This window comes from Glutamicibacter sp., from assembly GCF_032154645.1.
In the GTDB taxonomy this organism is placed as follows: domain Bacteria; phylum Actinomycetota; class Actinomycetes; order Actinomycetales; family Micrococcaceae; genus Glutamicibacter.
On record NZ_JALDXV010000011.1, the window covers coordinates 81,172 to 96,522 of the forward strand.

Sequence of the window (15,351 nt, forward strand, 5' to 3'; positions counted from 1 at the left end):
GGTGAGGAAAAAATGAGTGAGCATATGCCGGATATCGTCAAAATTGAATATTGCGGTGAGTACTTCCCGGTGTCCGAAGCTCAGGTCTTCACGGTAGGCCGCGAAGGGGACCTGGACATTGACGACAATCCCTACCTGCACCGCCAGTTCCTCACGGTGTCTCGGCATGAGGGGCTGTGGTGGCTGTCGAATGTCGGTGCTCGACTGACGGCTACCATCGCCGATAAAACCGGTGGATTGCAGGCGTGGCTGTCTCCCGGAGGCAGGATCCCGCTGGTGTTCAGCCGCACCTCGGTGGTCTTCACTGCTGGCCCGACCACCTACGAGTTTGCCATTCACATCTCCCAGCCCGCCTTCCGCCAGGAGCAGTTCGTTGCCGATCCGGACGGTGCGACCACCATTGGACCGGTGCTGCTCACCGAAAGCCAGCGTGCCCTGGTGGTGGCCTTGGCCGAACCGATGCTGCGCCGCGACGGCACCGGGCTGAGCGCCATTCCTTCCAGCGCCGCCGCTGCAGAACGATTGGGCTGGGGCATCACCAAGTTCAATCGCAAGCTCGACAACGTCTGCGACAAGCTGGATAAGAACGGCATCGCCGGTCTGCGCGGCGGACCGGGCAAGCTCGCCAGCAACCGCAAGGCACGCCTGGTGGAGCACGCGGTGAGCTCGCACCTCGTCACGCGCGCTGATCTGCCGATGCTTGATCAGGATCTATCGCAGTTCTAAATTGCCGAACGTTTGGTGGGACCGGTATGGATACTTTTAGTATGTAGTCCCGCGCCAGTGGGCGCAATTTTTATGAGAGCACAACACAGATACTTCTGCTTGGCCTCCCAAGTTCCGAATAAAGAATGACCCGCTCCAAGGGAAACAGCGGTTCGATTTTCGGATGTATTTACCCCGACCGCTCGGAAGACGATTATTGAAGAAGCTACCGCAACAGTCAGATTTGCCTAGGTGGTATGGCGCATGGCAGCGGGCGCTCTTGTCTACTGAAATAAGGTGACCTCACGTTTCGGGATATTCGCTCATTTTGCTCCATTGATTTATTGATTGAGCTGACGATCCATGTTTTGGTTTCGTGGAAACTCTCGCTCAGAGAGGCAGGGGTAGTCAGCTCCATGCAATCTTGAAAAGTACCGGGCCACATGCGGAACCTAGCTGACCGGATGACACGAATTGACTTGCTATCATTTCCTCGGCGAAGGGACTTGTGACAAGTCAATTCTCCGGTTTTTCGCTTTATACTCTGTACTTGGCGAAGCCGTCCAGCGATAGGGGAAATTTCCCTGTCGAAATAACGCTTTCTCCAAGAACAAAGCGGATAGTAGCTTCCGCTGGGCCGTATTCGCCATCGAGTACTAGGTTCGGTCACGGACGACTTCGCGAAATTTGGGACCAAGTACGACGAGTCTCCCGGCCAAGCAATGATTTGCATTTCCCTGAAATCTTTGTTGATAATGATTCTCATTATGAGTTTAGTATCTATCCGACCGGTCATTGTTCTGAGAAACGCATGTGTTGATGCCGTCGGAAATCGACGCTTGCTTCTCGAGATCGACAGTCTTGAACTCTTTCCGGGCGAAAGGATCGTGATTACAGGTCCTTCCGGTAGTGGCAAGTCCTTGTTGCTTGCGACGATGACAGGACGTTGGGCGAACGGTCTAAGGTTTCAGGGGGAGCGGGGCGCAAATTTCTCGCGCATAGGGGTCGTTCCGCAACGAGGTCTAGACGCGTTTCATCCGTTGGTGCCATTGGACAAACAATTACGTAGAGTCTCGTGCCGGTCCAATATTGAAGTTCAAGATGCACTGGTATCTGTTGGGCTTAACGACCCTTTACTGTGGCGTCGACGACCTGCCGAACTCTCCGGCGGGCAGGTACAGCGGGCGGCGATAGCTTTGGCCACGCTCACTAGAGCCCCGCTCATCTTGGCCGATGAACCGACCAGCGCATTGGATCATGCGTCAAGGGAACAAACTACAAAGCTGCTTAAACACGTAATTACCGACGAGCAAACTCTGGTTGTAGTCACACACGACCCAAGAGTTGCGAACTTACTAGCCACGAGGCATCTTCGGATCGAAGCAGGACGCATTAGTCAAATTCCTTTGGAAAGCCACGAGCAGAAGATATGACTCTAAATGCGAATACGCCACCGCTCTTGGAAGTTTCAGCAATTACGGCAACCCGTGTGCAGGGAAAACGCCAGAGGCAAGTACTCGCCGAAACAGGCTTTTCCTTGCGTGCTGGAGAAACCATTGCAGTTGTTGGTGCTTCTGGTTCCGGGAAAACGACTCTCGCCGAGATTATGCTGGGGCTTAGGACTCCCACTACCGGGCAGGTGCGTGTACTAGGTAATACCTGGAATTCACCAACACGTGGTCCGTCGGCTCATTTGCGCAAACTGGTGCAAGGAGTCCCGCAGGATCCGGCCGCTTCGTTTGTGCCGACATGGAGCATCCGACGCTCTATCACTCTTGCCATCAATCGGTTACAAGCCTTGTCCAACTTATCAGCCGTTTCTTCGTCAGATGATCTTATCGAACAGGCCGCACAGTTAGCGCATTTCGACCTCGGCCTCCTCAATCGTCGTCCAGCGCAACTTTCTGGCGGACAGGCGCAGCGTGCCGCTATTGCCCGCGCGCTAGCCGTGCGACCATCCATAGTCGTTGCTGATGAACCTACCAGCGCGCTAGACCATGCGACCGCGAATTCCGTCGCGAACGAATTGCTTACCGTCAGTGCAAAGGCCGGACTCGGACTACTTTTGGTGACCCACGACCCTGACCTAGCGCAACGCTGCACTCGACAAATTGCTTTGTCGCCGCCGAGCCAAACTTCGTCGTTTAATACAGCAGAATATGGAAACCACTGAATATGTCACACTTGCATCCCAAAACATCCGTCCTTCTTACGCTGGCGTTCGCCAGCACACTTGTACTTTCTGGTTGCTTCTCAGCAGATGAAAGCTCGCACGCAGGCACGGATAACCGAATTTCGGTGGCACACATGCAGCCACCTCGTTCGGGGCTCAGTCCGCTCAGCGATGACGCTTTCAAACTGTCACGTTGGTCTGCAGCGGAGACGCTCGTGACCCTTGACGAGGCTGGAGAAGCACTGCCAGGACTGGCAACTGAGTGGGAAAGGATCGATGAAACGTCTTGGCGATTCCAAATTCGCCAAGGTGTGACCTTCCATAATGGCGAATCGATGACCGTAGATTCAGTCGTGAACTCGCTGCAACATGCGAGCGATGCAAGCCCCGTGCCGCGCATCCTCGACGGCGTCAACCTCACAGTTGTAGTCGAAAACAACAACACCATTATTATTACCACGGGTGAGTCAGACCCTTTGCTACCACACCGATTGTCGAGTCCACAGCTCGCTATCTTCGATGACAGTGCCTATTCCAGCAATGGAGTCACTCCAGTCGGTACAGGCACCGGTCCATTCAAAATCGTCAACGTTGATGGCATCAGTGGAGCAACGCTCGATCGCTATGACGAGTATTGGGGCGAACCTGCACTCTCCACAGGTATCGATGTACGGTTCGTACCTGATGGAACCGCTCGCGCCGCGGCCCTACGTACAAACGAAGCAGATGTAGTCGAAGCAATTCCTGCTGGTCAGGCGGCCTCGATAGATCAGAACCTACTCACTGAAGTTCCGATGCCACGAACAAACACTTTGTATCTTAATACTGAATCTGGGCCTTTCGCTGATCCGGCGGTGCGCGCAGCGGCACGAGAAGCAATTGACCGCGCGGCCATCGTTGAATCAGTATATGAAGGACGTGCAGACATTGCTCAGGGATTGCTTGGACCGGCCTTGCCCTATGCTGCCGGACTTCGCGACGATCCTGAGTACACCAAATTACTCGCGAGCCGTAATGAACCTGCCAAAGTTGATGGTGTGAAGATTACTCTTGGAACCTTCACAGACCGTGCCGAGCTACCAGAAGTTGCCGTTATCCTCGAACAGCAACTCGAAACGGCAGGATTCGAGGTTCAGCAGGATGTACGCGAATACCAATACATTGAGGCCGACGCTCTTGACGGAAAATTCGACGCATTCATTCTCTCTCGCGCCACGGTCCTCGACTCAGGCGATCCGGTTGCATATCTAGCCTCTGATTTCACCTGTGGCGGAGGATTCTCTATCGCGCAATTGTGCACACCGGAAGTAGACCAGGCAATCGCCACAGCTTCGGAAACCGAAGCAGGCGAGGACCGCCAGAAAGCCATCATGCGTGTCGAAGCCCGAATCCTTGGCGCCGATGCGGCGATCCCCTTGCTGCATGAACGCGTCATCCAAGGCGAATCATCCGCACTGCACCACGCCGCGAGAGATTCCAGAGAGCGCTTGCTAATTACCAGGGACACCCACATCGACGCCCACTAGCCGCCTACTAAAAAGAAATGAGGTCCGCGGTGCGACACAACCATGCCCTCGGCCTTGCCTCTCGCATACTGTCTGCGGTGGTGCTGCTCGTCGTGGCCGGCGCCCTGCCTTGGCTCTCTCGGAACGACCCAGCAGTAGCCGTGTTGAGGGCTCGCTATGCAGAACTTGAACCTACTGAACAGGTATTAGCATCAATCCGAGCAGAACTTGGCCTTGACGGAGGCCCATTTGCGACAAGTTTGCGTTGGTGGCAGGGCGTGTTGCATGGTCACTTGGGAAACTCATGGGTGAGTGGTGGAGAAATTGGTCCCGGTGTATGGAAGGCACTGGGTGTTTCGATCACTCTTACTGGGTTTGCAATTCTTGTGGCGCTAGTAATTGCCAGTGCGTTGATCCTTCCAGCAGTTGTGCGAGTATTGCGTGATCAACCGCAACGCGGCTCAGGTCCCGTAGGCGTCGCGCTGACAGCTTTACCGGAGTTCTTACTGGCTAGTGCCTTGCTGGTAGTGATAGCAGTGCAGTTGCAGTGGCTACCACCCTACGGATGGACTGGCATAAATACCGCGATCCTACCGGCGCTCGCACTGGGGATTCCGGCAGGAGGCCTGCTTGGAAGACTCCTCGCTGACGCAATTTCTGGCGTGGCGGAAGAACCCTGGGTTAACGTGTGGCGTCTAGCTGATGCCCCGAGCCGGACTATCCTCGGAGGCATATTCCGCCGGGCGGCTGCCGCATCCATTGATCAGCTGGGTCTCGTAGTCATTGGGTTGCTCGGTGGTGCGGTGGCTGTTGAGCAAGTTTTTGCGATTCCTGGCCTTGGTCGGTATCTTCTAGGAGCCGCAAATGCCCAGGACATTCCCGCACTCCAAGCGGGCGTGTTGTTGATGGCGTTGGCCGCAGTCTTCATTGGTGTGGCAACAAGCATCGCTCGTCACCTGTTGCGCGGCGGCGCACTACAACCAGGAACGTTGCCGTCTCCTCCTGAAGCGCGTAACGACGCACGCGTAGCGCGATGGACCGTCGCGATTACCTGCGCCGGGCTGCTGGCGATTCTTGCTTTTGGTTTACCGCGAGATCCATATACGATAGCTTATCCACGACTGTCACCGCCCAGCTTTGACCTGCCGTTCGGAGCTGATTCAAGCGGCCGAGACTTACTGGCAAGGGTCGCACACGGAACTATTGGTACGCTCACTCCGGCATTCCTCATCGTTCTTTGCGCAATTTTGGTGGGATTGATCCTAGCGGTGTTTGGTGAATTATCACGAGGGCCGGCTGAAATTGCCAATGCCACACCCCCAATCCTTGCCGGGGTGATCATCGCAGCTTTGATGGGGCCATCGGCGGGAGGAGCCGCACTCGCTGTACTTTGGGTGACATGGCCCCCGCTGACAGCCCACGCTGTTACACTCATTGACGAAGTTCGAGCCATGCCGCATATTCGCTGGTTGCCACTCGCTGGGGCGTCAAAGTTTGAGATCTGGTCACGGCACGTGCTCCCAGCGGCAATCCCCGCGCTGCTGAGACATGGGATGCTTCGATTACCGGGTGTTGCGCTGGCACTTGCCGCGCTTGGATTTTTGGGCCTCGGGGCGCAACCTCCGATGCCTGAGTGGGGATTGCTGCTCTCTGAAGGAATCGGTTACGTTGAACGTGCCCCTTGGACTACAGTCGCGCCGGCACTAGCGCTCATACTCACTTCGGTATTTGCTGTGGCCTTGGCAGGTCTCCGAAGGCAAACCGTGCGAGCTTCCATGATGGTAAAGGAAGATACTGAGGTAAGCGTCCCTGGCGGAGTCATCTAAATTGGGTGTCAAACCGTAGCCGGCAATGTATTCCGAGTTGCGGCATCAAGGGACATATTGTCCCAGATGGTTCCTGTCTTCCATGCTCCCGAGCCGTTGCGCGACCAAAGTTCGCCGCAGTTCTAAGCCGTCCAACAAACAAATGACCGGTGCGTCTGCTTTTAGAGGAAGCAGGCGCACCGGTCATTTGTTATTGCTCAGGGTCTAAGCGGCCTAGCGGCGCCCAAGGTTCCACGACAGGCGCGGGGTGGTCAGCGCGCGGCGGCGGCGCGCGCGTGCCATTCGCTTAGGTGCTGCAACGGTTGCCTTCTCGTCGCTGCGTGCATTGCCCATGGCAGAGATCAGTGCCGTGAGCGCGGCGAGCTCCTCGGCTGTTGGATTGCCCTTGGCGATGCAGATCTGCGCTGCATCGATGGATGCTGCTTGCTGAGTCATGCGGTCTCCTTGTGCGTGATTGGGAAGAACTACGGAACGAGTGCTTACAGCGGAATGTTGCCGTGCTTCTTCGGAGGCAGGGTTGCATGCTTTTCACGCAGGGCGCGCAGGCCGCGGACCAGCTGCAGCCGGGTGTCGCTCGGGGCGATGACCGCGTCGACGTAGCCCAGCTCTGCAGCCTGGTATGGGTTGAGCAGTTCAGCCTCGTAGTCGTCGATGATCTGCTTGCGGCGGGCCTCGACGTCGCCGCCCTCGGCCTCCACTGCGGCGAGGTCGCGGCGGTAGAGGATGTTCACTGCACCCTGGGCACCCATCACGCCGATCTGCGCGGTAGGCCATGCAAGGTTCAGGTCTGCGCCGAGCTTCTTCGAACCCATGACGATGTAGGCTCCGCCGTAGGCCTTGCGGGTGATCACCGTCAGCTTCGGCACGGTGGCTTCGGCGTAGGCGTAGAGCAGCTTTGCACCACGGCGGATGATGCCCTGGAACTCCTGATCCTTGCCCGGCAGGAAGCCAGGCACGTCCACCAGGGTGACGATCGGGATGTTGAAAGCGTCGCAGTTGCGTACAAAGCGTGCAGCCTTTTCCGAGGCCGCGATGTCTAAGGTGCCGGCGAACTGCATCGGCTGGTTGGCGACGATGCCCACGGTGCGGCCCTCGATGCGGGCGTAGCCGATCAAAACGTTTGGCGCGTATAGCGACTGCATTTCGAAGAAGTGCTCGTCGTCCACGATGGATTCGATGACCGCGCGCATGTCATATGGCTGGTTGGCGGAGTCTGGAATCAGGGTGTCGAGCTTGAGGTCTTCCTCGGTAATCTCCAGCTCTTCGTCGAACTCTGCAGGAATCGAGTCAGAAAGGTTGGAGGAAGGAAGGAAGTCGAGCAGTTCCTTGCAGAATTCGACCGCGTCTTCTTCATCGGAGGCCAGATAAGTGGCGGTGCCGGTGTTGGTGTTGTGCTGGCGCGCACCGCCTAGGGTTTCCATGTCGATCTCTTCGCCGGTCACGGTCTTGATGACGTCCGGACCGGTGATGAACATGTGGCTGGTCTTGTCGACCATGATGACGTAGTCGGTCAGCGCAGGGGAGTAGGCCGCACCGCCGGCGCTGGGCCCCATGATCAGGGAGATCTGCGGAACTACGCCCGAGGCGTGGACATTGTTGCGGAAGATGTCCGCGAACATTGCCAGCGATGCAACGCCTTCCTGGATGCGGGCGCCGCCGCCGTCCAGGATGCCGACCACTGGGCAGCCGTTGCGCAGTGCGAATTCCTGGACCTTGACAATCTTCTCGCCATTGACCTGAGAGAGAGAACCTCCGTAGACGGTGAAATCCTGGGAGTACACGGCAACGAGTCGGCCGTCGACGGTGCCGTAGCCGGAGACCAGGCCATCGCCCAGCGGCTTCTTCTTCTCCATGCCGAAGGCCGAGGAGCGGTGCACGGCCAGCGCGTCGAACTCGACGAACGAGCCTTCGTCCATGAGCATCTCAATGCGTTCGCGGGCGGTGTGCTTGCCGCGGGCATGCTGCTTCTCAATGGCTTCTTGGCCGCTGGGTGCCTCGGAGAGTTTCTGACGGCGGCGGAACTCAGCCAGCTTGCCCGCTGTGGTGGACAGGTCGATCTGCTGCTCTGCCTCGGTGCGGCCCTGCGTCATGCCTTCGACTCCCTTGGATAGTTGTCTATGTGTAGGAATGACACAAGAAAAATGCCATCTAAGTCAGTCTAACTGGGAAAACAGCCAGTCTGTTTGTAGGAATCATACAAAATGCGTGTTTTCAACGGGTGGCCGACGCCAGAATAAGTTACTTGTGAGTAGCTTAGTTGCCCCGCTTCTAGTAACCTAAGTCACATGACTGAAGTATTGCGCAATCAAATCGCCCCAGATGCCGCGCGTCTGGCAGGACGCACCATCTTGATGAGCGGCGGCAGCCGCGGTATCGGCCTTGCCATCGCCACCGCTGCAGGCAAAGCCGGGGCCAATGTGGTGCTTTTGTCCAAGACTGATACCCCGCACCCAACCCTTGAAGGAACCATTCACACCGCCGTGGATCAGATCATTGCAGCCGGCGGCCAAGCGTCGGCGGTTGTCGGCGATGTACGCGTTGATGAAGACGTGCAGCGCGCCGTTGACCACGCGGTGCAGACCTTCGGCGGCATCGACATCGTGGTGAACAACGCCTCGGCGATCAACCTAGCTAAGACCGATGCACTGGACATGAAGCGCTACGACCTGATGCAGGACATCAACGTACGCGGCACCTTCCTGCTCTCCAAGACGGCACTGCCGCACCTTCGCAATTCCGAGCACGCCCACATCCTGACCCTGTCGCCGCCGCTGAATCTGGACCCCAAGTGGGCCGGGATGCACCTGGGCTACACCATGGCCAAGTACGGGATGTCGCTGACCACCCTCGGTTTGGCCGAAGAGCTCAAGGATGAGGGTGTCGGCGTGAACTCGCTGTGGCCCGAAACCCTGATCGATACCGCCGCCATTCGCAATCTGCCCGGCGGTATGAAAATGATCCAGGGAGCGCGCAGTGCTCAGGTAGTGGCCGACGCGGCCATGGCGATCCTCTCCAGCAACCCGCAGAACGTCAGCGGCAATTTCTTCACCGACGGGCAGGTCCTTGAACTTGCAGGCGTGAAAGACCTCGGCAAGTATGCGATCAACCCGCAGATTCCACTGGTGGAAGACATCTTCCTTTAAAGGGCGGGTTCCGGGCATCGGGGTGTCATAGGCTTGAAATATGAATGCGCAAAACACCGATGCCCGGGCGGCTCTGAAGCCTGAAGAATTCACTGCCCTGGCAGCCGAGTTGGGACTTGGAACAATCCACATCAAGGAAACTTCCGAATCCACCAATACCGAGCTGGCAAACCTTGCGCAAAGCGGAGAAGCGGGGGACCGCAGCGTCTATTTCACCGAATTCCAGCAGCACGGCAAGGGGCGTCTGGGACGCACCTGGCTGACCCCGCAGTGCTCCGCACTGACGGTCAGCGTGCTGGCGCTTCCGGGGAAGTCCATGCCCACCGAGTCGTTGTCCTGGTACACCATGCTCGCGGCCCTTGCCTGGTGCCAGGCGGTAGGCGAACACACCACCGTGGCCGCACGCATCAAATGGCCCAACGATGTGCTCGCGGGGGATAAGAAGATCTGCGGCATTCTGGCCCAGTTGGTCGGCACACCGCAGGGTTTCGGCGTGGTGGTCGGCACCGGGATGAACGTGGATCAGGACCGCAGCGAAATTCCAGTGGACACTGCAACGTCGCTGAAACTTGCCAACGGAGCAGCCGTGTCCCGCGCCGCCCTGCTCGGAAGCTACCTGCGTCATTTCACCGCACTGGATATCGCTTTCCGCGAAGTATCCGGCGATGCCGCCGCGGCGCTGGTCAACTACGGTTCGCAATCCCTGAGCCAACTTGTCAGCACACAGCTGGCAACGCTCAACGTCGATGTTCGCGTCGAATTCCCAGATGGGAGCCAGCTTGAAGGTGTAGCAAAGACCTTGGAATCAGACGGCGCACTGCTGGTCCGCGACGCCGCCGGCACCGAGCATCGTGTGCTTGCCGGCGATGTACACCACGTGCGGCGCGCCGACGGAAAGTACGCCTAATCAAAGTGCGGCTCAGGGGCCGGGACTAGTATTAGGAGGGACTGGATATTCATGGCATAGCACGGCAGGAGGGGCGAGGAAGTAGAAGATGAAGGTGCCTCTGCATGAAAAAGAGCGTGTCATTGTTTCGACGCGCGAGCACTCCCGGGTGCTTTTTCAGCCGTTCATCGCCCTGCTGCTGCTCACCGTGATGTGCTCCTTCGTCCTTGGCTATCTCTCCCGCAACGACCTGTCATCATGGCTTTCGGAAAATGCCGAGCTCTGGCAGCTGGTGAGCGTGATCCTCTACGCGGTGCTCGTGGCGATCTGGTGCGTTACCCCCTGGGTCCGTTGGATGCGCAGCCGCATCGTGTTGACCACCGAACGCATCCTCTTCCGTTCCTCGTTGAACCCCGGCAAACTGCAGTCGGTGGGGTTGTTTTCCATTAGGGATTTGATCGCCTACACCAAGAAGCAGAATTCGATGACGCGGGCAGGGACGCTGGATATCGTCCTGAGCCACGGTTATGTGCGCCTCTCACATATCCCCTCGGTTCCCTACTTTAGAACGCTGGCCATTGAGGCAATGACGAACCTGCGCAATGCGCGTATTCCGGCGCAAGCCGAGGCATCCAACAGTGAAGGCATGGGGCAATGAGCACCGAGAATAACAATTCGACGCGAGCCGACTCCCCGCAGTCCGCCGCCGCCGCTGCCCACCAGGCCCGTGAACACGCCCCGGCACCCAGTGCCGCAGAGGAAGCCGACCCCATCCGTGAGCTAGCCCAGGCCATGGAGGGGCCGCTGCAGGTCCCTGCCCACACCCCCGAAGAAGTGCGCGACACCGTCGCCGCACTGGAACGCCGGCTGATCGGCGGGCAGCGCGAGTTCCGCCGCCGCGAAGTCGCCGCGCAGGCGGGGGTGTCCCTGCACTCGGCCCGCAAGCTGTGGCGCGCCATGGGCTTCCCCGAGCTGAGCGACGACGAGGTGTTCTTCACCAAGCGCGACGAAGAAGCGCTGGCCACCATGGTCGGCATGGTGCGCGACGGAAAGCTCACCGAGGAAACCGCCATCTCGCTGATGCGCTCCGTGGGCCAGATGACCGACCGCATGGTGGTCTGGCAGATCGAAGCGCTGGTGGAAGACATGATCGCCAACCAGAACATGTCCGACCGTCAGGCGCGCCGCCAGCTCTTCGACATGCTTCCAGACCTGATCCCGCAGATCGAGGACTTGCTGCTCTACTCCTGGCGACGCCAGTTGAACTCGGCGGTGCACCGCATGGCGCTGCGCGCGGAGGCAGGCGTCGCCGCCTACACCCACGGCAGCGGCGGGGACGATGACACCCCGCTGCCGCTGGCCCGTGCCGTCGGCTTTGCCGACCTGGTGTCCTACACCTCGCTGTCCCGACGGATGAACGAACGCACCCTGGCCCAGATGGTGCAGCGCTTTGAGTCAAAGAGTGCGGAGATCATTTCGGTGGGCGGTGGGCGTCTGGTGAAGACCATCGGCGACGAGGTTCTGTACGTGGCGGAGACCCCTCAGGCCGGTGCCCAGATCGCCCTCTCGCTCTCCCGCGAGTTCGAGGCAGATGAGTTGCTGCCACAGACCCGTGGTGCCGTAGTCTGGGGTCGTTTGCTCTCTAGACTTGGCGATATTTATGGTCCGACGGTGAATATGGCGGCCCGGCTGACCTCGCTGGCGCAACCGGGCACCGTGTTGACCGATGCGGTGACCGCCAATACGCTGAAGAACGATACTCGGTTCGTGCTGACCGCCCAAGAGATCACCGCAGTGCGAGGTTTCGGAGACATTCAGCCCTATGAACTCTCTGCTGGTGTAGGTGCGGGATTGGTGATTGATTGATGAATACGTCGTTGCAACCGGTCCCGTTCGAATTGGCGGCGGCCGGGTATACGGACGTCGGGCGCAAACGCGCCGACAACCAGGACCGGATCCTGCTGAGCAAGATCATCTACGCCGTGGCCGACGGCATGGGAGGTCACGAAGCCGGCGAGGTGGCCAGCCAGCTCGCGGTGGAAACCATGGAAGAGATGTGCACCTTCGCGAACAAGACCTCGGTGCGCAAACTGCCTGCCGTGCCGGATGTGCAGCGCCAGGTACAGCTGGCCGACGACCGCATCCGCGAAGCCCTGGAATCCCGCGGCGGCACCACCCTGTGCGCACTGGTGATGATCAGGGCCACCAGCAAGGGCCGTGACGCGGTGACCGCCCCGGTGGCGATCCCGCCGTGGACCCAGAACTTCAGGCTCGAACGCAATACCGACGTCATTGCAAAAATCACCCCCGAGATGCTTCAGGCGCATCGCGACCTCAAGGCGGCGTCCACCGCGCAGCTTCCGGTCATCGAAGAGGTGCCGAGCCTGGCCCTGGTCAATGTGGGGGACTCCCGCGGCTACCGCCTGCGCGACGGGGTGCTCCAGCAGCTGACCCGCGACCATTCCGCGGTGCAGGAAATGGTGGATGCAGGGCAGATCACCGAGCAGGAAGCGCGCAACCACCCGCACCGCAACCTGATCACCCGGGCGCTCGGAGCGGGCGCCGAAAGCCAACCGGATATCACCGTCTTGCAGCCGCGCATTTCCGACCGCTACCTGCTGTGCTCTGACGGACTGAGCGGCGAATTGACCGAAGACGTCCTTGAAAACATCCTGAACAATTACAAGGATCGGGACAAGGCGGCGCAGGTGCTGACCGCCGCTGCACTGGAAGCCGGCGGCCGCGACAATATTGCGGTGATAGTCATCGACGTACTCGAACCTGACACCACGGAATAAAGCGCCGAATCTGTAGGGCGCGTGGGGCACAATTAGTTACGTGAGTGAAAATCCGGTAACCCCAGTTGAAACGACGAACGTCCCGCCCGCTCAGGCCCGCGAACGCTACGAGGTGCTGGTAGAGCAGATTCGTGCGCAGCGCGAAGCCTATTACCAGCAGGATGCACCGCTGGTCTCCGACGCCGAATACGATGCACTGTTCCAGGAACTGGAGCAGCTTGAAGCCGCCTACCCGATCCTGGCCGGGCAGGATTCACCCACCCAAGAGGTCGGCGGCGAGGTCTCCGCAGCCTTTGCCCCTGTCACCCACGCCAGCCGCATGTACTCGCTGGAGGACGTTTTCTCGCTTGAGGAGCTCGACGCCTGGCTCGACCGTGTACAAACCAATGCCACCCGCCTGCAGCCGAACACACCGGTGCGCTGGCTGTGCGAGGTGAAAATCGACGGCCTGGCCCTGAACCTCACCTACCGCGACGGCAAGCTGGTGCGCGCGGCCACCCGAGGAGACGGCACCACCGGTGAAGACGTCACCCATAACGCGTTGACCATCGCCGACATCCCGCAGCAGCTGACGGGTTCCGGCTGGCCAGCAGAATTCGAGGTCCGCGGCGAGGTATTCATCGCCACCGAGGATTTCAATGCCTACAACGAAAAGCTGATCGAACAGGGCAAGGCCCCACTGGCCAACCCGCGCAACGCCGCCGCCGGATCGCTGCGCCAGAAGGACCCGGCACAGACCGCCAAACGGCCGCTGCGCATGTTCGTCCACGGCCTGGGCCGAAGCCGCGACTTCGATCTGACGGAACAGTCTCAGGCCTATGAAATCATGCGTGCCTGGGGCCTGCCGGTCTCGCCTTATGGCAAGGTCGTCACCTCCCGTGCCGAGGTCCTTGACTTCATTGCGCAGAACGGCGAAAACCGCCACGAACTCATCCACGACATCGACGGCATCGTCATCAAGGTCGACGACCTGGCCACCCAGGAACAGCTGGGATACACCTCCCGCGTTCCACGCTGGGCCGTCGCCTACAAGTACCCGCCGGAGGAAGTCCACACCAAGCTGCTGGACATCCAGGTGCAGGTGGGCCGCACCGGACGCGTCACCCCCTTCGGCGTGATGGAACCGGTGTTCGTCGCTGGCTCCACCGTTGCACGCGCCACCCTGCACAACCAGGAAGTGGTCAAGGCCAAGAATGTGCTGATCGGCGACACCGTCATCCTGCGCAAGGCGGGCGACGTCATCCCAGAAATCGTCGGCCCGGTGCTTGCCCTGCGCGAAGGCAATGACGAGCTGCGCGAATTCGTCATGCCCACGAACTGCCCCTCCTGCGGCCAGCCGCTGGCGCCGGCCAAGGAAGGCGACGTAGACATCCGCTGCCTGAACGCCGAATCCTGCCCGGTGCAGCTGACCGAACGCGTCGCCTACCTCGGCGGACGCAGTGCACTGGACATCGAGGCCCTGGGCTATGAAGCGGCCGCGGCGCTGACCAGCGGTCCGGGCGAGGACCCTGCAACCCAGGGCGGACTGATCCTCCCCGCGGGACCCGGACCGCTGCACAATGAGGCCGAGCTCTTCGACCTGAAGCACAAGCTCGACGAGCTGGCGGATGTCAAGGTGTGGCGCGAGAAACGCTCCAAGGGGGAGGGCACCGGGAAGTTCGAGCTGGTCCCGTACTTCTTCACCAAGGCGACGGCTAAGAAGCCTTCGGTGCCCACCAAGAGCACCGAGAAGCTCTTCGCAGAGCTTGAAAAGGCCAAGGAAAACCCGCTGTGGCGTGTGCTGGTTGCGCTGTCTATCCGCCACGTCGGCCCCAACGCCTCGCGCGCCATCGCCACCCGCTACGGGTCCATGCAGGCGCTGCTGGAAGTCATCGACGCGGGAAATGCCGTCGAAGAGCTCAGCCACATCGACTCCGTCGGGTCGATTATCGCCGAGGCGCTGGTCGACTGGTTCAAGGTCGACTGGCACCGCCAGATTGTCGCCAGCTGGCAGGAAGCTGGGGTGAAGATGATCGACGAGCAGGACGTCAACACCCCAAAGAACCTCGAAGGCCTGGCCATTGTGGTCACCGGCACCCTGGAGAACTACTCGCGCGACACCGCCAAGGAAGCGATCATCGTCCGCGGCGGCAAGGCCACCGGTAGCGTGTCCAAAAAGACCGACTTCCTGGTCGCCGGTGAAGCAGCCGGATCGAAGCTGGACAAGGCGCATTCGCTGGGCGTGCCGGTATTGAACGAGGCAGGTTTCGACGTGCTTCTAGAACAGGGCCCGGAGGCGGCCCGCGAAGTTGCCCTGGCAGCAGAAGGAGAATGAT

General features: G+C 59.6%; 13 protein-coding genes. 11 read left to right on the forward strand and 2 right to left on the reverse strand.

Translation table 11 applies throughout. The features are described from left to right. Window positions 1-24: 24 nt before the first annotated feature. From RUH64_RS10830 to RUH64_RS10850, 5 genes are all read left to right on the forward strand, one after another. Window positions 25-726, forward strand: a complete 702-nt coding sequence (locus RUH64_RS10830) for a hypothetical protein (protein ID WP_313813349.1) — start codon at window positions 25-27, stop codon at window positions 724-726. Window positions 727-1,472: 746 nt separating this feature from the next. Further along, window positions 1,473-2,138 carry an ATP-binding cassette domain-containing protein gene (locus RUH64_RS10835; protein WP_313813311.1) on the forward strand — a complete coding sequence of 222 codons (666 nt, stop codon included), beginning with the start codon at window positions 1,473-1,475 and terminating at the stop codon, window positions 2,136-2,138. 26 nt (window positions 2,139-2,164) lie between these two features. Beyond that, complete coding sequence (locus RUH64_RS10840; protein WP_313813313.1) at window positions 2,165-2,878, forward strand: ATP-binding cassette domain-containing protein; 714 nt, start codon at window positions 2,165-2,167, stop codon at window positions 2,876-2,878. A gap of 2 nt (window positions 2,879-2,880) precedes the next feature. Further along, window positions 2,881-4,404, forward strand: coding sequence for an ABC transporter substrate-binding protein (locus RUH64_RS10845; RefSeq protein WP_313813315.1), 1,524 nt, complete (start codon window positions 2,881-2,883; stop codon window positions 4,402-4,404). A gap of 17 nt (window positions 4,405-4,421) precedes the next feature. Beyond that, window positions 4,422-6,209, forward strand: a complete 1,788-nt coding sequence (locus RUH64_RS10850; RefSeq protein ID WP_313813317.1) for an ABC transporter permease subunit — start codon at window positions 4,422-4,424, stop codon at window positions 6,207-6,209. A gap of 213 nt (window positions 6,210-6,422) precedes the next feature. On the opposite strand, the gene RUH64_RS10855 is transcribed toward RUH64_RS10850, so the two are convergent. Together RUH64_RS10855 and RUH64_RS10860 are read right to left on the reverse strand one after the other, a co-directional pair. Then, window positions 6,423-6,644, reverse strand: a complete 222-nt coding sequence (locus RUH64_RS10855; protein WP_313813319.1) for an acyl-CoA carboxylase subunit epsilon — start codon at window positions 6,642-6,644, stop codon at window positions 6,423-6,425. Window positions 6,645-6,688: 44 nt separating this feature from the next. Beyond that, window positions 6,689-8,299, reverse strand: coding sequence for an acyl-CoA carboxylase subunit beta (locus RUH64_RS10860; RefSeq protein WP_313813321.1), 1,611 nt, complete (start codon window positions 8,297-8,299; stop codon window positions 6,689-6,691). A 195-nt stretch (window positions 8,300-8,494) separates the two neighbouring features. On the opposite strand from RUH64_RS10860, the gene RUH64_RS10865 reads away from it, so the two are divergent. The 6 genes from RUH64_RS10865 (at window position 8,495) to ligA (ending at window position 15,350) form a co-directional block, all read left to right on the forward strand. After that, window positions 8,495-9,352, forward strand: coding sequence for an NAD(P)-dependent oxidoreductase (locus RUH64_RS10865; RefSeq protein ID WP_313813323.1), 858 nt, complete (start codon window positions 8,495-8,497; stop codon window positions 9,350-9,352). Window positions 9,353-9,392: 40 nt separating this feature from the next. Continuing rightward, on the forward strand, window positions 9,393-10,259 hold the full coding sequence (locus RUH64_RS10870; RefSeq protein ID WP_313813326.1) for a biotin--[acetyl-CoA-carboxylase] ligase: 867 nt from the start codon (window positions 9,393-9,395) through the stop codon (window positions 10,257-10,259). A gap of 88 nt (window positions 10,260-10,347) precedes the next feature. Beyond that, entirely contained in the window at window positions 10,348-10,896 is a 549-nt protein-coding gene (locus RUH64_RS10875) for a hypothetical protein (RefSeq protein WP_313813327.1), read from the forward strand. Beyond that, complete coding sequence (locus tag RUH64_RS10880; protein WP_313813328.1) at window positions 10,893-12,104, forward strand: adenylate/guanylate cyclase domain-containing protein; 1,212 nt, start codon at window positions 10,893-10,895, stop codon at window positions 12,102-12,104. Before RUH64_RS10875 ends, RUH64_RS10880 begins: the two co-directional genes overlap by 4 nt. After that, window positions 12,104-13,036 carry a protein phosphatase 2C domain-containing protein gene (locus tag RUH64_RS10885; protein ID WP_313813329.1) on the forward strand — a complete coding sequence of 311 codons (933 nt, stop codon included), beginning with the start codon at window positions 12,104-12,106 and terminating at the stop codon, window positions 13,034-13,036. Before RUH64_RS10880 ends, RUH64_RS10885 begins: the two co-directional genes overlap by 1 nt. A gap of 40 nt (window positions 13,037-13,076) precedes the next feature. Then, a complete protein-coding gene (gene ligA, locus RUH64_RS10890) occupies window positions 13,077-15,350 on the forward strand; it encodes an NAD-dependent DNA ligase LigA (RefSeq protein WP_313813331.1) in 2,274 nt (757 codons plus the stop codon). Window position 15,351 lies beyond the last annotated feature (1 nt).